General features: G+C 63.0%; 17 protein-coding genes. 10 read left to right on the top strand and 7 right to left on the bottom strand.

Annotated features, from left to right (window positions below; translation table 11 throughout):
- Positions 1–221 precede the first annotated feature (221 nt).
- Positions 222–2,087, bottom strand: a complete 1,866-nt coding sequence (locus IE116_RS17415; protein WP_189614182.1) for a phosphoenolpyruvate carboxykinase (GTP) — start codon at positions 2,085–2,087, stop codon at positions 222–224.
- Positions 2,088–2,277: 190 nt separating this feature from the next.
- Between IE116_RS17415 and IE116_RS17410 the strand changes: the two genes are divergently transcribed.
- Positions 2,278–3,282: a D-2-hydroxyacid dehydrogenase family protein gene (locus tag IE116_RS17410; protein WP_189614181.1), complete on the top strand. Its 1,005-nt coding sequence runs from the start codon at positions 2,278–2,280 to the stop codon at positions 3,280–3,282.
- Positions 3,283–3,416: 134 nt separating this feature from the next.
- Here IE116_RS17410 and IE116_RS17405 read toward each other — a convergent pair whose 3' ends face one another.
- The gene (locus IE116_RS17405; protein ID WP_179582560.1) at positions 3,417–3,623 is read right to left on the bottom strand and encodes a cold-shock protein; all 207 of its coding nucleotides are present in this window, start codon (positions 3,621–3,623) and stop codon (positions 3,417–3,419) included.
- 536 nt (positions 3,624–4,159) lie between these two features.
- On the opposite strand from IE116_RS17405, the gene IE116_RS17400 reads away from it, so the two are divergent.
- From IE116_RS17400 to IE116_RS17390, 3 genes are all read left to right on the top strand, one after another.
- A complete protein-coding gene (locus IE116_RS17400; protein WP_189614180.1) occupies positions 4,160–5,326 on the top strand; it encodes a pyridoxal phosphate-dependent aminotransferase in 1,167 nt (388 codons plus the stop codon).
- 1,769 nt (positions 5,327–7,095) lie between these two features.
- On the top strand, positions 7,096–7,716 hold the full coding sequence (locus tag IE116_RS17395) for a flavin reductase family protein (protein WP_229828256.1): 621 nt from the start codon (positions 7,096–7,098) through the stop codon (positions 7,714–7,716).
- Positions 7,717–7,738: 22 nt separating this feature from the next.
- On the top strand, positions 7,739–8,380 hold the full coding sequence (locus IE116_RS17390; protein WP_189614179.1) for a DsbA family oxidoreductase: 642 nt from the start codon (positions 7,739–7,741) through the stop codon (positions 8,378–8,380).
- Positions 8,381–8,411: 31 nt separating this feature from the next.
- Here IE116_RS17390 and IE116_RS17385 read toward each other — a convergent pair whose 3' ends face one another.
- The gene (locus IE116_RS17385; RefSeq protein ID WP_189614731.1) at positions 8,412–9,962 is read right to left on the bottom strand and encodes a cryptochrome/photolyase family protein; all 1,551 of its coding nucleotides are present in this window, start codon (positions 9,960–9,962) and stop codon (positions 8,412–8,414) included.
- A gap of 55 nt (positions 9,963–10,017) precedes the next feature.
- On the bottom strand, positions 10,018–10,206 hold the full coding sequence (locus IE116_RS17380; RefSeq protein ID WP_189614178.1) for a DUF2256 domain-containing protein: 189 nt from the start codon (positions 10,204–10,206) through the stop codon (positions 10,018–10,020).
- 240 nt (positions 10,207–10,446) lie between these two features.
- Here IE116_RS17380 and IE116_RS17375 point away from each other — a divergent pair, with 240 nt between their 5' ends.
- From IE116_RS17375 to otnI, 6 genes are all read left to right on the top strand, one after another.
- Positions 10,447–11,244 carry an enoyl-CoA hydratase/isomerase family protein gene (locus IE116_RS17375; RefSeq protein ID WP_189614177.1) on the top strand — a complete coding sequence of 266 codons (798 nt, stop codon included), beginning with the start codon at positions 10,447–10,449 and terminating at the stop codon, positions 11,242–11,244.
- A 158-nt stretch (positions 11,245–11,402) separates the two neighbouring features.
- Complete coding sequence (locus tag IE116_RS17370) at positions 11,403–12,410, top strand: Bug family tripartite tricarboxylate transporter substrate binding protein (RefSeq protein ID WP_189614176.1); 1,008 nt, start codon at positions 11,403–11,405, stop codon at positions 12,408–12,410.
- Positions 12,411–12,424: 14 nt separating this feature from the next.
- Positions 12,425–13,228: a class II aldolase/adducin family protein gene (locus IE116_RS17365; protein ID WP_189614175.1), complete on the top strand. Its 804-nt coding sequence runs from the start codon at positions 12,425–12,427 to the stop codon at positions 13,226–13,228.
- Positions 13,229–13,265: 37 nt separating this feature from the next.
- The gene (locus IE116_RS17360) at positions 13,266–14,201 is read left to right on the top strand and encodes a 2-hydroxyacid dehydrogenase (protein WP_189614174.1); all 936 of its coding nucleotides are present in this window, start codon (positions 13,266–13,268) and stop codon (positions 14,199–14,201) included.
- Between the two features lie 43 nt (positions 14,202–14,244).
- Positions 14,245–15,108, top strand: a complete 864-nt coding sequence (locus IE116_RS17355; RefSeq protein WP_189614173.1) for an NAD(P)-dependent oxidoreductase — start codon at positions 14,245–14,247, stop codon at positions 15,106–15,108.
- Between the two features lie 3 nt (positions 15,109–15,111).
- Complete coding sequence (otnI, locus tag IE116_RS17350) at positions 15,112–15,900, top strand: 2-oxo-tetronate isomerase (protein ID WP_189614172.1); 789 nt, start codon at positions 15,112–15,114, stop codon at positions 15,898–15,900.
- Between the two features lie 106 nt (positions 15,901–16,006).
- On the opposite strand, the gene IE116_RS17345 is transcribed toward otnI, so the two are convergent.
- The 3 genes from IE116_RS17345 to IE116_RS17335 form a co-directional block, all read right to left on the bottom strand.
- Positions 16,007–16,933, bottom strand: a complete 927-nt coding sequence (locus IE116_RS17345; protein WP_189614171.1) for a LysR substrate-binding domain-containing protein — start codon at positions 16,931–16,933, stop codon at positions 16,007–16,009.
- A gap of 61 nt (positions 16,934–16,994) precedes the next feature.
- Positions 16,995–18,389: a UbiD family decarboxylase gene (locus IE116_RS17340; protein ID WP_189614170.1), complete on the bottom strand. Its 1,395-nt coding sequence runs from the start codon at positions 18,387–18,389 to the stop codon at positions 16,995–16,997.
- A gap of 30 nt (positions 18,390–18,419) precedes the next feature.
- Positions 18,420–19,424: an ornithine cyclodeaminase family protein gene (locus IE116_RS17335; protein ID WP_189614169.1), complete on the bottom strand. Its 1,005-nt coding sequence runs from the start codon at positions 19,422–19,424 to the stop codon at positions 18,420–18,422.
- Positions 19,425–19,427 lie beyond the last annotated feature (3 nt).

The following is a 19,427-nucleotide window of genomic DNA, read 5'->3' as shown; positions in this document are numbered from 1 at the left end:
ACGAAGACCCACCAGCGGTTTTCTTAGACGCCTAACTTCACCACATGCTCAATTACGCAACGCGCTCAATAACGAACTGTCTCACCATTGAGCGCGCTCAAGAATGATCAAGACACAAAAAAAGAGCGCCGAAGCGCTCTCTTTCAACAACCAGACCGGTCCTTCAGTCCACACCAAAGTACCGTTCCGCACAGGCGACCGACTTGCGATTGCCTGTCGCCTTACGCACCCAGACGCTGGTCCAGTTGCTTGCGGACTGCCAGCAATTCGGCCGGCAGACGCTGCTCCAGCAACGCAAACAACTCGTCGTGCAGCTTCAGTTCTTCGCGCCATGCCGCGGTGTCGATTGCGGTGATCTGGTCGAACTGTTCACGCGTGAAGTCGACGCCTTCCCAGGTCATGTCGTCGTAGTTCGGCGACACGCCAAACACGTGTTCCTTGCCGGTGCCCGAGCCTCCGATACGCTCCAGCATCCATTTCAGAACACGCATGTTCTCGCCAAAGCCTGGCCACACGAACTTGCCGTTCTCATCAGTGCGGAACCAGTTGACGCAGAAGATGCCTGGCAGCTTCGCGCCCGACGCCTCGAGCTGTTCGCCCAGCGTCAGCCAGTGCTGGAAGTAGTCGCTCATGTTGTAGCCGCAGAACGGCAGCATGGCGAACGGGTCGCGGCGCACAACGCCTTGTTTGCCGGCAGCGGCGGCAGTCGTTTCCGACCCCATCGTTGCAGCCATGTAGACGCCTTCCTTCCAGTTGCGCGCTTGCGTGACCAGCGGCACGGTCGTCGAGCGACGGCCACCGAAGATGAACGCGTCGATCGCAACGCCGGCAGGATTGTCGTACTCGGGGTCGATCACCGGGTTCTGTACGGCAGCGACCGTGAAACGGGCATTCGGGTGGGCTGCCTTGCGGCCGGTGGATTTGCCGATCTCCGGCGTCCATTCCTTGCCCTGCCAGTCGGTGCAATGTGCAGGCGGCTCGCCCATGCCTTCCCACCACACGTCGCCATCATCGGTCAGCGCAACGTTCGTGAAGATTACGTTTTCGCGCAGCGAGGCCATGCAGTTGTAGTTGGACTTTTCGTTCGTGCCCGGGGCCACGCCAAAGTAGCCGTTTTCAGGGTTGATGGCGTACAGGCGGCCATCCTTGCCCGGCTTGATCCACGCAATGTCGTCACCGATCGTGGTGACCTTCCAGCCCGGCAATGCAGCCGGTGGAATCATCATGGCGAAGTTGGTCTTGCCGCAGGCCGACGGGAACGCCGCTGCCACGTGCATCTTGGCGCCGTCCGGTGCGGTCACGCCCAGGATCAGCATGTGTTCGGCCAGCCAGCCTTCGTCCTGACCCATCTTGGATGCGATACGCAGCGCCAGGCACTTCTTGCCCAGCAGCGCGTTGCCGCCGTATCCCGAACCAAAGGACCAGATCTCGCGCGTTTCGGGGTAATGAACGATGTACTTGGTGTTGTTGCACGGCCAGCGCACGTCGGCCTGGCCCGGCTGCAGCGGCGCGCCGACGGTATGGACGCACGGCACGAATTCGCCGTCGGTACCCAACACGTCATAGACCTTCTTGCCCATGCGCGTCATCAGCTTCATGTTGACGACCACATACGGCGAGTCGCTCAATTCGACACCGATGTGCGCAATCGGCGAACCCAGCGGGCCCATCGAAAACGGAATCACATACAGCGTGCGGCCGCGCATGGCGCCTTCGAACAGACCGTGCATCGTGGCACGCATCTCGGTCGGGTCGGTCCAGTTGTTCGTCGGGCCGGCATCTTCCTGGCGTTCGGAACAGATGAACGTGCGGTCTTCGACGCGCGCGACGTCATCCGGATCGGACCAGGCCAGATACGAATTGGGGCGCTTTTCGGCGCTCAGGCGGCGCAGCATGCCGGAGTCCACCATCTGGGCGCAGAGGCGGTCGTACTCTTCTTGGGAACCGTCGCACCATTCGATACGGTCAGGTTGCGTCAAAGCCGCGACATCTGCCACCCACGCTTTGAGGGCTTCATGTTGAACCCACTCGGGGGCGTTGATTGCGGGAAGCGTGCTGCCTTCCGCTGTCTTGGGAATTGCGTTCATGACGTACGTCTCTCCTGGGGTGCGATTGCACCGAATTTATAAATAGCCCGAACAACGATGGGTCCGGCAGACTTAATATACTGCACCCGATCTCACCGCAAGACGTTGCCTGGAAAGGGTTGGTTACCGCTGGTGGCGCTGCCGGACCGACTCGTTACTCACCACCGCAAAACATATCAGGAACCCAAGAATGCGCATCACTATTCTGGATGACTACCAAGATGCCGCCCGTAAGCTCCATTGCATTTCTCTGCTCGATGGGCACGAGGTCAAGGTCTACAACAACACGGTGAAGGGACTGGGCCAATTGGCGGTCCGGCTTCGTGATACCGAGGCGCTGGTGCTCATCCGTGAACGCACGTCGATCAGCCGTGCCTTGATCGAAAAACTGCCCCAGCTGAAGCTGATTGCGCAAACTGGCAGAGCGGGTTCGCACGTGGACATCGAGGCGTGTACGGCGCGCGGCATTGCGGTCGCCCAAGGTGTGGGTTCGCCTGTCGCGCCGGCCGAATTGACCTGGGCACTGATCATGACAGCCATGCGGCGTATTCCGCAATACGTCGCAAACCTTAAGCACGGCGCATGGCAGCAGTCAGGCATGAAAGCCTCGTCAATGCCGCCGAACTTCGGGCTCGGCAGTGTATTGCATGGGAAGACACTTGGCATATACGGCTATGGACGGATCGGCAAACTGGTGGCCGGATACGGCAAAGCGTTTGGAATGAATGTGGTGGTCTGGGGACGCGAGTCGACCCTGGAGCGCGCCAAGGCAGACGGCTGGGACGTCGCGCCGGACAAGGCCACTTTTTTCCAATCGTGCGATGTCATCAGCCTGCTGCTCAAACTGACGGAAGATACCCGCGGCATTGTCAGCAAGGCCGACCTGAACCTGATGAAACCGACTGCCCTGATCGTCAATACGTCCCGCGCGGAGCTGATCGAGTCGGATGCGCTGGTGCTGGCGCTCAACCGTGGCCGTCCGGGCCTGGCGGCGATTGACGTGTTCGAGTCGGAACCCATCCTGCAGGGCCATCCCCTGCTGCGCATGGAGAATGTGATCTGCACCCCGCACATTGGTTTTGTCGAGACCGACAGCTATGAGATGTACTTCCGGGTGGCCTTCGAGAACATCGTGGCCTGGGTGCAGGGCCAGCCCAAGAACATCGTCAACCCCGAAGTGCTCAGTACCCGATAGTGGATGGAGTCATCCAGGCCGCCGTGCCTGGTATCTGACCCCGCTGCTCACCCAATGCAAAAGCCCTCCTGGCGAACCAGGAGGGCTTTTTTAACGCCGTACCACCCGGCAGGCTTGCCGCCCGCCGGTTTCGCTCACAGCGGCTTGATGTCCGCTGCCTGCGGGCCTTTCGGGCCGTCTTTGACCTCATATTCCACGTCCTGGCCTTCGGTCAGGCTGCGGTAGCCGCGGCCCGTGATGGCGGAGAAGTGCGCGAATACGTCAGGACCACCGGCGTCGGGGGTAATGAAACCGAAGCCCTTGTCCGCGTTGAACCATTTAACCTTGCCCTTTTGTGCCATGATCGGCGTCCTCTAAATATGTGCCAATAGATCAGACAATGCAAAACAAGAACGCCGACACGAACTGACTGCGGTATTCACACACGCGCAGATGGCAGACGGGACTTGCGTAATACTTGAATCCACTGCGAAATGCAGCATACCTGCGTGGATTGGGCGAATCAATACCCCTGCTCGTGAAGTATGCGAAATGCCGCAAGGGGGCGCTACAACGGGGCATACGCACCTTTCTGGGACCGCTTTTCGTGCGTGCACCAGCGCTGTGCGAGTAACTGCCATCCCGGCTTTTGGTATGCCGCAATTGGCGTCGTTGCGCCATCCCCATTAAGGTCGGCATTAATAATTCTGCAACGTCGCGATTGCTGTTTGTGTCGTGTCGGGTCGGTTTGATTGCCGATCCGGATAATCAATACATACTCGGCAGTCAGTATGTGCGGTTACTGTGCTCGACAATAAACCCGAGCGGCTTGCCCGGCAACGCGCCTGCGGCGGGTAGACTGGCGCGGCTGCGCTTATCCCCCAGGGACTCATTTCTCATGTTGAATTCAAAACTTCCCGACGTCGGCGTCACGATCTTTACCGTGATGAGCCGGCTCGCGGCCGAGCACCAGGCCGTCAATCTCGGCCAGGGCTATCCGGACTTCGATCCCGATCCGGAACTGCTCTCGCTGGTGAACCAGGCGATGCTGGCGGGTCACAACCAGTACGCCTTCATGCCGGGCATTGCTGCCCTGCGCGAGGCCATCGCACTGAAAATGACGCAGTCGTATGGCGCGACCTACCATGCCGACAGCGATATCACCGTCACCAGCGGCGCAACCCAGGCGCTGATGACCGCCATCCTGGCATGCGTCCATGCCGGAGACGAAATCATCGTGCTCGAGCCGAACTACGACTCGTATGTGCCCGCGATCCGCCTGGCTGGCGGCATTCCAGTGCCGGTGGCGCTGACCCCGCCCAGCCCGTCACAGCCGACCTTCCGCCCGGACTGGGACAAGGTGCGCGCCGCCATCACGCCGCGCACGCGCCTGCTGATGATCAACTTCCCGCACAACCCGACCGGCGCCATATTGAACGACGCTGATCTGGATGCGCTGGAGCGCATCGTGGCCGAGACGGGCATCCATCTGGTCTCGGACGAGGTGTATGAACACATCGTGTTCGACGGCGTCCCGCATGCGTCGGTAGCGCGGCGACCGGCACTCGCTGCACGCAGCTTTGTGATCTCGTCCTTCGGCAAGACCTTCCACACCACGGGCTGGAAGATCGGCTACTGCTGCGCCCCCGCATCCATGACGGAAGAATTCCGCAAGGTGCACCAGTTCATGGTGTTCTCGGTGGCAACCCCGTTGCAGGTGGGACTGGCAGCGTTCATGGCCAACCCCGGTCACTATCTGGACCTGCCCGCCTTCTATCAGGCCAAGCGCGACCAGCTGGCCAACGGCTTGGCCACGACCCGCTTCAAGGTGCTGCCTTCTCCGGGCACCTTCTTCCTGATGGCGGACTACAGCGCCATCTCGGACTTGCCCGAAGCCGAGTTCGCCCGCTGGCTGACCCTGAACCATGGCGTTGCCGTGATCCCGATTGCCGCCTTCTACGGCGATCCCCATGCGGCGTCGTCCAACCGGCAGCTGGTGCGTTTCTGCTTTGCCAAACGTCCGGAGACACTCGATCTGGCCATCGAGCGGCTACGGGCGGTCTGACGGCTGGCTCCTTGCCCGTTGATTCGCCTGCGTGCAGCAATCGCCCTTCCAGGCTTCTGACGTCCTTCATCTTCACTGCACACACTGCCCGGCGCCACGCCGGGCTTTTTTTCGCCTATCAGGCCTGTGGTGCCGTCCAAGGCCTGAGCGATCGCGGTCCTGCAGCGGTGTTAACAACCTGACGCCAAACCGCTGAAGTGCCTGTTTTTTACGCAGACGACAGCACCGCGTTATCCAGCCTCTGGCCATGCTTCGCAGCGCGGCAATCATCGCTTTCGACCGACACATGTCTTGCATCGCCATTCGTTGACCATCCCCGGTCAACGAGAGTGCTTGCACCTTCGCGAAGGAAGGCCAGTTCCCTCGGGAACGCATCCTTTCCGAGACGCGAAGCCTGAAGAATGCCGGAACGAATTGGCCTTGTCCATGGCTCAAGCCGGGTGTAAAGCGGGTCGAGCCGATCGAAGCGATGTGTTGAATTACTCAAAACTATCTGTACAGATAGCACACAGATAGTAGGTGTCTGTGGATAAGTGGAACAACCGAATAAATCCGATGCGAATCAATGACTTGCAAGGCGCTGTTGAACGGCAGAACCGCACTGTTTACTGCGGCGTGGACATGAACAACTTTTTGCGAAGGACGCGAAAACGGGATTGTGCAGAACGGATCAACAGCTTGTACACAGACGCTCTCCCTAGACGTTGTCCACAGGCAAAAATATTTGCTTCCCAGCGAAAAAAAGACAGGTGACGCAAAAACAGGCGCCGTTTGCGGCAATCAACTGAGGTCCGCGCGTTGCTGCCACGCGATGCCGACAGAGCCAACTCCCGGAAAACAGCGCTGTCTTCCTTCCGTTTTTCGCTACGGCAGTGCTTTTTCCATGTTCATAACTTTGGCCCAGCCCTTCAATTGCTCGTTTTTTCAGCACTATTCGCGGATGTCATGCCGAATTGCACAAGAATTGAGCACGGTCATCGTTGTTGTGCGAGGTCGGCAGATCATATCGACGGTTGATCCAGGAGCCCGCACGTCCGACTGTTGCCCTCCAACCTTCGCTTTTCTGCTGTGAATCTCTGCTGGGTGACCTGCGATCCTTCTCGTTCTGGAAAGCTATTGGTGTTCCATGAATAACTATGTATTTACATAGTGGCAGCTAATAGGAGCCTGTGGATAACTTGAACAACCCGGATTTGATGTTTGAGATCAAAGGCTTGGACGTCTAAAGAACGCGTACAACCCTGCTCGTTTGCTGTTCGTGAACTTGGACAACTTTTTGCGAAGGCTTGCGGAACGGGCTTGTTCAGAAAGGCTCAACACCTTGTGCACAGAAGCGCTTACCAGAGCTTATCCACAGGGCCATAAGGCGCCCGATCCTGGCGACGGAGCGATGACTTCGCGCATGGGCAAGCGTGCACATCAGGTGTGCGGCCAGGAACCGTCGAAACGAATGTGTCTGCTGGTCGTCGTCCGGCGCCCCAGTTGCCAAGAGGTCCATCCCGAACCAAACGCCTGGTTCGGTATTCCCCGGTGGAATAGCGTCGACCTGCGAGACCTGAATCGAGGCAACGCGTCGCTACAGCAGCTTCGCGTTTCGTAAAGTCCGGCGACTGCAGCGGTCGCCCTCCACCGCATAGGCCGGTGCTAAGCTCATCGCCTGAGCCGCCCGGTCATGCGCCGGGGCCGCGGCCGACGCAGTCGATACCGCGATACATCCATCCGCATCCGGCCGCACACGGGTGCGTCACCTGACTTGCAAGAGGATTTCCGTGTCTGAAGACATGCACTTCTACGAACCGGTGCAGGGGCACCGGCTGCCGCATGATCCGTTTAATGCCATCGTCGGACCGCGCCCGATCGGCTGGGTATCGTCCCGCTCGGCCGACGGCGTGCTGAATCTGGCGCCGTACAGCTTCTTCAACGCGTTCAACTACACGCCGCCGATCGTGGGCTTCGCCAGCATCGGATCCAAAGACAGCCTGCACAACATCGAAGCCACCGGCGAGTTCTGCTGGAACCTGGTGACGCGCCCTCTGGTGGAACGCATGAACGCCACGTCGGCGATGGTTGCGCCTGACGTCGACGAATTTGCGTTGTCGGGCCTGACGCCGGTGGCGTCGCGGGTGGTCAGCGTGCCGCGCGTCGCGGAAAGTCCGGTGTCGTTCGAATGCCGCCTGTCGCAGCTGATCCAACTGCAGAGCGCATCGGGTGAAAAGGTCGAGACCTGGCTGGTGCTGGGTGAGGTCGTCGGCATCCATATCGCGCCGTCCAGCTTGCGCGAAGGGATCTACGACACGGCACACGCGGGACACGTGCTGCGTGCCGGCGGTCCGGCGGACTATTTCGAAGTCCTGCCCGAAGGCCTGTTCAAGCTGCGCCGCCCGAAATAACCACCCAGTCCTGGAGAACACCATGTCCGACCTGCTCGACGTTCATATCACCTACGATTTCGTGTGCCCGTGGTGCTGGATCGGCCATCACCACTTGCGCGCGGCGCTGGCGCAGACCGGCATGGGGGATCAGGTGTCTTTGCACTTTCATCCCTTCGAGCTGAATCCCGGCCTGCCACCCGAAGGCATTGCCCGGCGCGACTACCGCACGCGCAAGTTCGGCAGCTGGGAACGGTCGCTGGCCCTGGACGCGCAGGTGGCGCAGGCGGGCGAAAAGGCCGGGGCCGTGTTTGCGTTCGACAAGATGGAAGTCACGCCCAATTCCCGTCTGGCGCACCGGCTGATCCGCTTTGCCGAGTCGCAAGGGGATGCAGCACGCAAGGTGCATCTGCACGACGCGATCTACTCCGCCTATTTCCAGCAAGGCCGCAACATCGGCAGCCCCGACGTGCTGGTGGACATCGCAGAACAGCAGGGCTACGCCGCCGCGGAGGTGCGCGCCTTTCTGGCCAGCAATGAGGGCGAGGCAGAGGTGATGGCCGAAGAAACCCAGGCGCACCAGGACGGCATCGACGCCGTGCCGCACTTTCGCGTGGGCTTGAACGATGTCAGTGGCGCGCAGCCCCCGGCGGTGCTGGCGCAGCTGTTGATGGCGGGAAGGTAAGCGTCAGGCGGGGGGTGGTCATTGACCATCGTCAATCCTGATCACGCTCAATCGCGCCGACTGACACGCGGTGCATCTCTGCCTGCCTGCGCACGGCGTCGCGCTGCTCGGCATCCAGCCGGTCCAGATGCTTCAGCGGCATGGTCATGCGCTCGTTGGTTTGCAATCGGTCTTCGTGCCGCAGCAGGAAGTCCCAGTACAGCGTGGTGAAGGGGCATGCCCGCGCCCCGGTCGACACGCCGGGGTCGAAGCGGCAGCCCTTGCAATAATTGCTCATTCGGTCGATGTAACGGCCGCTGGCCACGTAGGGCTTGCTGCCCATCAGGCCGCCATCGGCGTACTGGCTCATGCCGATGGTGTTGGGCATCTCGACCCATTCGACGGCGTCGACATACACGGCCAGATACCAGTAGTGCACATCGCGCGGCCGCACCCCCAGCATCATCGCGTACAGGCCCGTCACCATCAGCCGCTGAATATGGTGCGCGTAGCCATGTTCCAGCGTTTGACCGATGACCGCGCGCAGGCAGGCCATGTCGGTGTCGCCCGTCCAGTAGAAGGCGGGCAGATCGCGTGTGGCCTGCAGTTCATTCCGATCGACATAGCCGGGCATCTGCGTCCAGTACACACCACGGACGTATTCGCGCCACCCCAGGATCTGCCGCGCGAAGCCTTCAACCGATGCCAGGGGCGCATGCCCGGACTGCCACGCATCGATGGCTGCCTGAACCACTTCACGCGCATCCAGCAGCTTCAGGTTGAGCGATGACGACAGATGCGAGTGATACAGCCACGGCTCGTGTGTCCACATTGCGTCCTGGTGCGTGCCGAACTCGGGCAGGCGCTGCGCTACGAAGTCCTGCAATGCCTGCAAGGCCTGCGGCCGCGTTACCGGCCAGGCAAATGAGGCGAGCGAGCCGGGGTGGTCCGCGAACCGCGTGGTCACTTCGTCGATCACGCCTGTCGTGATGCTGTCGGGTTCGAATCGTGTGGGGGGCGGAACGTCTTTCGGGCCGGCTTTGCCGAATGACTTTCGGTTTTCAGTATCGAAGTTCCAGCGTCCACCCACGGGCTTGCCCTGCTCCATCAGGATGCCGAAGCGCTGGCGCATCTCGCGATACCAATATTCCATGCGCAAAGGACGATGCGTGCGCGCATGGTCGGCAAAGTCCCTGACGGTGCTGAAAAAATGCCGGTCGTCGGACAGGTGCAGCGGCAACTGATGGTCGCGCGCCACGTCGCGCAAGGCGTGCAGCACCCGCCAGTCGCCCGGCGCGGTCATGCCCAGCGCCTGCGGATGCAGGGCGCCGATTGCATCGGTCAGTGCCGCCTGCAGCGTCCCGGGGTTGCCCGGGTCGGACAGCGCCAGATAGTGCACCGTGATTCCGCGATCCACCAGCGTCTTGCGAAAGTGCCGCATGGCGCTCAAGAAGATGGCGATGCGTGGCTTGGTGCTCCAGACGTGGGTCGATTCTTCCGTGACCTCGGCCATCCATACGGCGTCCTGGGCGGGGTCGAAGCCATCAAAAGCCGAGGCTTGCGGATCGAGCTGGTCACCCAGCACGATCACCAGCCTGCGCAAGCCTGGTTGCGGTTGCGGTTGCGGCGGCGGCTGCGGCGTGGCGCTGTCCGGCGACTCAGTCACGGGATGGTCCGGCGTGGCCCGCTGCGCGGCAGCGGTCAGAGCAATAGCGCACCGATTCCCAGTTCTTGGCCCAGGCCTTGCGCCAGGTCATGAGTCGCCCGCAGGCCTGGCACGGTTTGCTCGGAAGGTCGGCCTTGTTGCCAGGGTGGCTGCTTTTGAGTCGGGTGTCGCCGCGAGGCATGAAAGGCTGGTGGGTCGATGAAGGGGAACAGGGTCAGGCAACTGCCTGTGAGTAGCATGCCACGGAAAATGCCGCCCGGGTCCTGGCTCACGCAACGGCCCGTTACGCCGTTGTCCGCCATCCTTTGGCACACTGACGCAACCGTTCGCCATGGGGTGCCTGTCGCCCCTTCCGCCCACGGGGCGTGCGCCGCATTTTCCCGCTACTGCGCGCGTACCGCCCCTTCCCTGAGGACCCGTCATGTCTTTTCCCCAGTACGCCACCCTGCTTGTTGAACATCGCAACGATCACGTCCTGCAGGTCACGCTGAACCGTCCGGAAGTTCTCAACGCGATCAACACGCAAATGGGTGAAGACACGCTGGACCTGTGGGCACGCCTGACGGCCAAACCTGGCGCACTGCGCTGCGTGGTGCTGACTGGATCGGGCGATCGCGCCTTCTGCGCCGGTGGCGACCTGAAGGAGCGCGACGGCATGACCAACGACGCATGGCGGGCGCAGCACGAGATCTTCGAACGCATGTTCGTCACGCTGCTCGACTGCCCCATCCCGGTGATCGCGGCCGTGAACGGCCACGCCTTTGGCGGCGGCTGCGAAATGGTGCTGGGCTGCGACTTCGTCTATGCGGCGCGTACGGCGCGCTTTGCCTTGTCGGAGACCAAGCTGGGCATCATGCCGGGCACCGGCGGCACGCAGACCCTGGCCCGCGCGGTGGGCGAGCGGCGCGCCAAAGAACTGATCTTCAGTGCACGTCCCTTTTCGGCGGACGAGGCGTACGAATGGGGCATGGTGAACCGGGTGTGCGACCCGGCCACCCTGCTCGACGACGCGTTCGCGACGGCGGACGCGATCGCGGCCAATGCACCTCTGTCAATCCGGCAGGCCAAGAAGTCCATCCACCATGGTTTGCAGGGCGATCTGCTGACGGGCTATCGCTTCGAAATCGAAGCGTACAACCGCCTGGTGACCACCGAAGACCGGATCGAAGGCGTGCTGGCGTTCAATGAAAAGCGCAAGGCGGATTTCAAGGGTCGGTGACAGGCGGGCTCGCGCCTTCGGGCACGAGCGATGCCGTAGCGGCATAACAGCTTGAAGCCTGCAGGGGGAGACGGGGCACGCCTGTCGCCGCACAATGCCGGAATGCGCGGATCACCGCCACATCACCGCATTCCACCGCCACCCCGGCAGGAGACGACATGACCCTCTCGACGACGCCCTGGTGGCGGCGCGGGCAGCGCCTGGCTGCCGCGCTGCTCGGATTGAGCATGCTCAACGTGGTGCAGGCAGCGCCCGCGCCCGCGTTTCCCGTCAAGCCCATACGGATCGTCGTCGGCTTCGGACCGGGTGGTCTGGGCGACACCGTGACCCGGGCCCTGGCGCAAAAGATGTCGGAATCCACCGGGCAAAGCGTCGTGGTCGAAAACGCGCCGGGTGCGGGTGGCATCACTGCGGCGTCCACGGTGGCGCGTGCCGCGCCCGATGGCTACACCTTGCTGCTGGTCAGCGGGCAGAACGCATTCAGCCCCTACCTGTTCAAGTCCCTGCCCTACGATCCGGTGCAAAGTTTTTCGATGATCTCGACCATCGGGACCTTCCACTTCCTGCTGGTGGTCGACAAAGACAGCCCGCTCAAGACCGTCGATGACCTGGTCGTTGCCGCCCGCAACGATCCGGCGCGGGTCAACATCGGCACCATCAGCGTGGGCAGTGCGCAGCATCTGTCCGCCAGCCTGTTCAGCACCATGGCCCGGATCCCGGTGCCTATCGTCCCGTTCAAGTCGACCGGCGAGGTCATTGGCGCCTTGCGGGGCCGCAATGTGCAGGTGGCGATGGAGACGGTGACCGGCGTGCTGGGTCAGGTCAAGGGCGGCGCCTTGCGCGCCATTGCCACATCGTCCACGCAGCGCCTGTCCTTCCTGCCCGACGTCCCGACCATTGCCGAAAGTGGCGTGCCGGGCCTGGCAGCCTATGAATCGGATTCCTGGAACGGCATCGTCGCCCCGGCCAATACGCCGCGCGAGATCGTTGCGCGTCTCAACCAGGAGATCGTCAAGGCGCTGCAATCGCCCGATCTGCGGCAGCGCTTCATCGACCTGGGTATCGAGCCCGGCAGCAGCACCCCGGAAGCGCTCAAGGCCGTCTTCGAGAAGGACGCCCGGAAATGGCGTACTGTGATTGAGCAAGCTCAAATCGAGAAACAGTAGGTGGACTCGTAAGGATGCGCATCATGCAAGCTCTGTTTTCTTCCCGCTCTGAACCGGTGATCACCGACGCCGAACGGCAACTGCGGATCGACCTGGCGGCGTGCTATCGGCTGGTGGATCTGTTCGGCATGAGCGACATGATCCTGAATCACATCTCGGCCCGGGTGCCGGGTGACGATGTGCATTTCCTGATCAATCCCTTCGGGATGATGTACGAGGAAATCACTGCGTCCAGCCTGATCAAGATCGATCTGGATGGCAACATCATCCACAACCCCAACACCGACTACACGATCAACCTGGCGGGCTACGTGATCCACAGCGCCATCCACGGCGCGCGGCACGACGTGGGCTGCGTGCTGCACACGCATACGCCTGCGGGCATGGCCGTGTCGGCGCTGGAATGTGGCCTGCTGCCGCTGAACCAGACCGCCATGCGCTTTGCGGGCGGCGTGGGATATCACGAGTTCGAAGGGGTGGCCGTCGACACCGACGAGCGTCGGCGCCTGGTCAGCAGCCTGGGCAACAAGGACGCCCTGATCCTGCGCAATCACGGCCTGTTGACCGTGGGGCAGGACGTGGCCGAAGCCTTCGTGAACATGCAGCGGCTAGAGCGCGCGTGCCAGACGCAATTGTTGACGATGTCCGCGAACAGCCCGATTCACATGCCGCCTCAGGCCGCGGTCGACAAGGCGTACAACCAGTTGCGGCGCGCACCGACCCCCGACATCCACGGCAACTTTCCGCCGCATGGCCGCCGCGAATGGCCGGCCCTGCTGCGCATGCTGGATCGCCGCGACGCGAGCTACCGCGACTGATGCCCTTTCCGATCCTTTCAAGCGAATCCCCTCACCCATGACCCACCGCCTGCTCCAGATCGGTCCCATCACACCCGCGGTCGACGCAAGACTGGCCGCCGAATACACCGTGCATCCGCTGTGGAAAGAGCCCGACCCGGCCGCCTTCCTGGCGCAACATGGCGCCGAGTTCGAGGCCGCCGCGACCCACCTGCGCTTGGCCTGTGACGCGGCGCTGTTCGCCGCCGTGCCCAACCTGAAGGTGCTGGCCAACTTCGGCGCCGGCTACGACAAGATCGACATCGACGCCGCGCATCGCCAGGGTGTGCAGGTGAGCAACACGCCCGACGTGCTCAATGGCTGCGTGGCCGACCTGGCCATGGGCCTGTTGATCGATGTGGCACGCGGCCTCAGCACCACCGACCGCTTCGTGCGCGCAGGCGGCTGGAAGACCGGGCAACGGCCGCTGATGACACGGGTGCATGGCAAACGATTGGGCCTGCTTGGTTTTGGCGGCATCGGCCAGGAAATTGCGCGGCGTGGCGTCGGCTTTGGCATGACGGTGCGGTATCACACGCGGCGACCGGTGGCCGACACGCCGCACGAGCATGTGGAGTCGCTACGCGATCTGGCCGAGTGGGCTGACTTTCTGGTGGTGGCCTGCGTCGGTGGCGCCGCCACCCGGCACCTGGTGTCGGCCGACATCCTGGATGCGCTGGGTCTGCAAGGCATCCTCGTCAACATCGCGCGCGGCAGCGTCGTGGATGAAGCCGCCCTGGTGGCGGCCTTGCAGGAAGGCCGCGTCGGTGGCGCCGGACTGGACGTGTACGAAAACGAACCCAACGTGCCGGAGTCCTTGCTGGCCATGGACCAGGTCGTGCTGATGTCGCACATTGCGGGCTTCACGCGCGAATCGCGCGCCGACATGGAGGCGCTGGTGGGTGACAATCTGGCGGCCTATTTTCAGACGGGCAAGGTGCTGACGCCGGTATGACGCAGCTATAGTGACAGTCCCTTTCCCCGCAGCAGGAGCCACCATGTCTTCTCCCACCCTTGCGATCCTTCACCCAGGTGCGATGGGCGCCGCGGTCGGCGCCTGCCTGCGCGGGCTCGGGCATCGTGTGCTCTGGACGTCCGAAGGCCGCAGCGAGGCGACGCGTCGCCGTGCCGACACGGCCGGCCTGGAAGACTGCGGCAGCCTTCAAGCGCTGGTCGAGAGCGCCGACATCATCCTGTCGATCTGCCCCCCGCATGGCGCACTGGCGCTTGCTCACGAAGTCGCGGCGCTGGGCTTCAAGGGCATCTACGTCGATGCGAATGCCATCTCGCCCGACACCGCGCGCGACGTGGCGCAGGCCGTTTCCAGTGCAGCGGGCTTTGTCGATGGCGGCATCGTCGGGCAGCCGCCCAAGGCCGCCGGATCCACCCGGCTGTATCTGTGCGGCGGCCAGGCGGCGGCGGTTGCGGCCCTGTTCGAAGGCAGCGCCTTGCAGGCCATTGCGATCGACGGGCCACCCGGCAGCGCGTCGGCCCTCAAGGTCTGCTATGCGGCATGGTCGAAGGGCGCCACCGCGCTGCTGGCCAACATTCGTGCGCTGGCCCGGCATGAAGGCGTGGAACAGGCGCTGCTGGATGAATGGCAGCTGTCGAGCACACCTACCGTCAAGCGGTCCGCCGAAGTCGCCGCCAAGGCTGACAAGGCATGGCGATGGGTGGCAGAAATGGAAGAGATCGCGGCCAGCTTTGCGGCGGCGGGATTGCCCTCCGGTTTCCATGAAGGCGCCGCCGACATCTATCGCCGGCTTGACCAGTTCAAGGATGCCCCGTCGGCGCCCGATATCGACACCGTACTCGATCAGTTGCAAGCGTCAACCAACGGCAAGACCCAGACAAAGCGCTAGCCCATGCCCAGATTCGCTGCCAACCTGACGATGCTGTATCCGGAACTCGACTTCCTGGACCGCTTCGAAGCAGCAGCCAACGACGGGTTCGAAGGGGTCGAGTTCTTCTTCCCCTATGCCTACCGTGCGACGCAACTGAGCACGCGCTTGCGGGACCATGGGCTGGAACTGGTGTTCTTCAATGCCACGCCGCGCGCCCATCCCGACGAGCGCGGCATTGCCTGTCTGCCCGAGCGCAAGGCCGAGTTTCGCGACGGCTTTCTGCGCGCGCTGGAATACGCCCAGGTGCTGTCGTGCCGCCGTCTGCACGTCATGCCGGGCATCGTGCCGCACGGCGCCGACGTGCAGCGTCTGCGCGCCACCTTCATCGAGAACCTGATCTGGTGCTGCGCGCAAGCCCGTGCGGCAGGCCGCGACATCCTGATCGAGCCCATCAATCCCCGAGACATGCCGGGTTTTCTGCTGAGTCGCCAGGATGACGCGCACGCCATCATCAAGGCGGTGGACGCGGGCAACCTCAAGGTCCAGATGGACCTGTATCACTGCCAGATCGTGGAAGGTGACGTGGCGCAGAAACTGCGCGCCTACCTGCCCACCGGGCGCGTCGGCCATCTGCAGATTGCAGGCGTGCCCGACCGGCATGAACCGGATACCGGCGAACTGTCGTATGGCTATCTGTTCGACCTGATCGATGAACTGGGCTACACGGGGTGGACGGGGTGCGAGTACCACCCGAGATCGGCCGCACGGGGCGGCACATCGGCCGGGCTTGAGTGGATGCGGGCCATATAGGGCATAGAGGCCATACAGGGCATGGAGGCCATGGAGGCCATGCACGCCCTGCGCCCGTCCCTGCCTGCGTCTATGTCGGCGCCTATGTCGGCGCCTATGCCGGCGCCTATGCCGGCGCCACCTCCGACATCGTCACCGGATTTTCCAGCAGCGTACTGACGAGTTCACGCAGCACCGACTGCATGGCCTGCTGCGTAAGCGTGGCCGGCCGCCTTGCGCTTACGCCGACCGCCAAGCGGGCACGCAGATAGGGGTCGACGATAGGCACGGCGTGAAACAGGTGCCGTCGTTCTGCCGTGTCGACGGCATTCCTGGACAGTACGGCGGCGCCTGCGCCATCCGCCACCAGATCCAGGATCGCCGCGATACCGTCGATCTCCAGCGCGATACGAGGGCGTTTGCTCAGCCGCGCCAGCTCGCTCTCGACAAGCATGCGGATCGTGTTGGGCCGCGTGGGAATGACCAGTGCGTTGTTGGCCACGTCGCGCAGCGCAATGCTGTCCGCGCCGTTGTCCTCTTGCTTGCGGGTCACGAAGTAGAAGTTCTCTTCCAGCAACACCGTGCTTTCGATGTCGGCTGATGCGGGCGGGTTGTAGAGCAAGGCGATGTCGAGCCGGCCGCTGACAAGCGACTCGTGCAGGGACGTCGACAGGTTCTCGGTAATGGACAGCGTGGCATTGGGCATGCGCTCGCGCACCGCGCGTGTCAGCGGCACGGTCAGGATCTTGGCAAAGCACGGCGGCAGGCCCACTGCCACGCGTCCGGCCAGCGCGCCACTGACGCGGCCCAGTTCTTCGCGGGTGCGCGACACCTGGTACAGGATGCCGCGCGCGTGCTCCAGCAATTGCTTGCCGGACTCGGTCAGCGTCACGCCCCGCCCGTTCCGGATGAGCAGGGTGTGCCCCAGCTCGACTTCGAGCTGACGCACCTGCCGGCTGAGCGCAGGCTGCGCGATATCGAGCGCGATGGAAGCTCGCGTGAAACCGCCCAGCTCTGCGACGCGGATGAAGTATTCGAGTTGTTTGAGGTCCACGCGGCAGTATAGGGAGCCTTGCGTCTGGTCAGGGCATCGGACAAACCCTTGCAGTCCTCAACTATTTCAGCAGCGCATCGGCCAGACGGCGCGCTTCCTCGGTGGACTCCCGGGGCAAGGAGTGCCTGCGGGGGAAGGGCTTTTTCTTGATCGTGGCGTCAATGATCAGCTTGGCGGTCTGCCCCGCATGGTTGGACGGGTCCAGGATCGCCCCCATGCCGACCTTGATGGTGTCGGTGTCGGTGTCCGCCTGGAAACGCGTGGCCATCGCCCAGATCACTTGCTGCTCGTTGAACACATCGATGTCATCGTCAACGACCACCACCAGCTTCAGGCTCAGGTTGTCGCCCAGGGCCGCCAGCGCAATGTTGCGGGCTTCGCCGGGCGCCGGGTCCTTGACCGACACATACACATGCAGCAGGCAGGTCCCGGACTTGGGGTAGTGCACGGCGGTCACGTTGGGGTACTGCACCCGCAGCGTCTTGAGCTGCCGCGCCTCTTGCGAGATGCCCAGCAGCATCGTGTGTTCATCGGACATCCCGCCCACGATCGTGTGATAGAAGGCGTCCTTGCGGTGCAGAATGGCGGTCACCTCCAAGGCATGGCGCGTCGACCGCTCGGACGCATAGCCCGTGAACTCGCCGAACGGCCCTTCGTCTTCATCGGCATCGAGCAGCAGGCGCCCTTCGATCGCGATCTCGGCAAACGCAGGAATGTCGACCGGACCCGTCACGCCTTCCACTACCTTGAGCGGTTCGCCCAGAAAGCCCCCCGCGGCTTCGTACTCGTCCGCATCGATCGGACCCTTCCACAAGCCGGACCCGATCGTGATGAGCGGATGGCAGCCGATCACGACCACCACCGGCAGCTCGGTCAGGCCCATTGCCTTGGCCTTGCGCGCGTAATTCCACAGATGACGGCGGCTGTGCAGGCTGGTGCCGAAGCGGGTCTTGCCTTTGACATGCAGCCGGTGGAAGGACGCGTTGCGCACACCCGTTTCCGGGTCCCTGGCGATGAACATCGCGTTGGTCACGTACGGGCCGCCGTCTTCCACAAAATTGCGCATGATGGGCAGGTAGCCGAGGTCGACATCGTCGCCCGTCAGGACCACGTCCTTGATCGGTCCGGTTGTCAGGACATCCGGAGGAAGCGGCCGGGTGTCGGTCGATGCCCAGGCCTGCGGCAGCTGCTGCACGGTCACGCCCAGGGCCGCGGCGTAGCGGTCACGCGCGCCGAACAGGTTCATCAGCACCGGAAACCGCGAGCCGGTCACGTTGTCGAAGATCAGCACCGGGCTCTGCTTGCGTGCTTCAAGTTCGAAGGCCAGCGCCACGGTGTCGTAATCGAGCGCAACCGGTTGCGAGACGCGCATCACCTGGTCTGGATGGCTTGCTTCGTACTGCGTCAGGAAGCTGCGAAGGTCCTGCTTGTCGTACTGGGGCGTGGCGGTATCCATGGTGGCGGCCTCGGCTAGGGAAATGCGGAATCAGGCGAACTTAAGTGTCTGGCCGAGGCCCATCGCACGGGCCTTGACCAGCATGGCGTGGCCGAGCGCAATGTCGGTGGTCGACAGGCCGCGATGCCAGAACAGGATGGTCTCGTCGTCGCGTTCGCGGCCGGACTTCTTGCCTGCCACGATCTGGCCCAGTTCGGCATGCAGGTTCTGTTCGCTCAGGCGGTCGCTCTCGACATGCGGCCGCAGCGCGCCGAAGGGCAGGCCCTTGCGGCACTGGCCCCAGTCATCCACCACCATCTTGCTCATGATATCGGTCAGCGACAATTCGACGGCGCTCATCGTGCCGTAGGGCACGACGAAGGCGCCGGGTTTGATCCATTCCGTCTTGAGCATCGGTGTCGGCTCGGGCAGGCGCGAGGCCTCCACCACGATGTCGGCCCCACGCACGCACGACTCCCAATCCGTCGTCACGATGATGGGCTTGCCCAGATCCTGCTCCAGCCGCGCCGCAAACGCTTCACGGCTTTCCGGGCGGCGCGAATGCACGCGGATCTCATCGAAGTCGTACAGGCTGTCGAGCAGCCGCACGTTCCAGTACGACGTGCCGCGCGCGCCGATGTGGCCAAGGATCTTGCTGTTCTTGCGCGCCAGGTGCTTGGCCCCGAGCGCCGTCATGGCGCCCGTGCGCATGTCGGTGATGGCAGTGGCGTCAACCACGGCCAGGGGCTTGCCGGTGTCCGGATCGAACAGGTTGAGCAGCGCCATTTCCGACGGCAGGCCGACCTTGTAGTTGTCGACGAAGTCGCTGACCACCTTGACGCCAGCCACGTGCAGAGGCTTGATGTAGCCGCGCAGCACATTGAAGTGCCCCTTGTCGGACGATTCCGGCACCAGGTGCATGCGCGGTTCGATGACCGTCTCGCCGCGGCCCTGCGCATCGAGCGCTGATTCGACGGCAGCCAGGATTTCGGCGTCCGTCAGCGCAAGCGCCTTGACGTCCGGGCCGTTCAGATAAGTGATGTCTATGGATTGCATGGC

Source organism: Pigmentiphaga litoralis, from assembly GCF_014651835.1.
In the GTDB taxonomy this organism is placed as follows: Bacteria; Pseudomonadota; Gammaproteobacteria; order Burkholderiales; family Burkholderiaceae_B; genus Pigmentiphaga; species Pigmentiphaga litoralis.
Note: the sequence above shows the minus strand (reverse complement) of the source record. Positions and strands in the feature narration are given on the sequence as shown.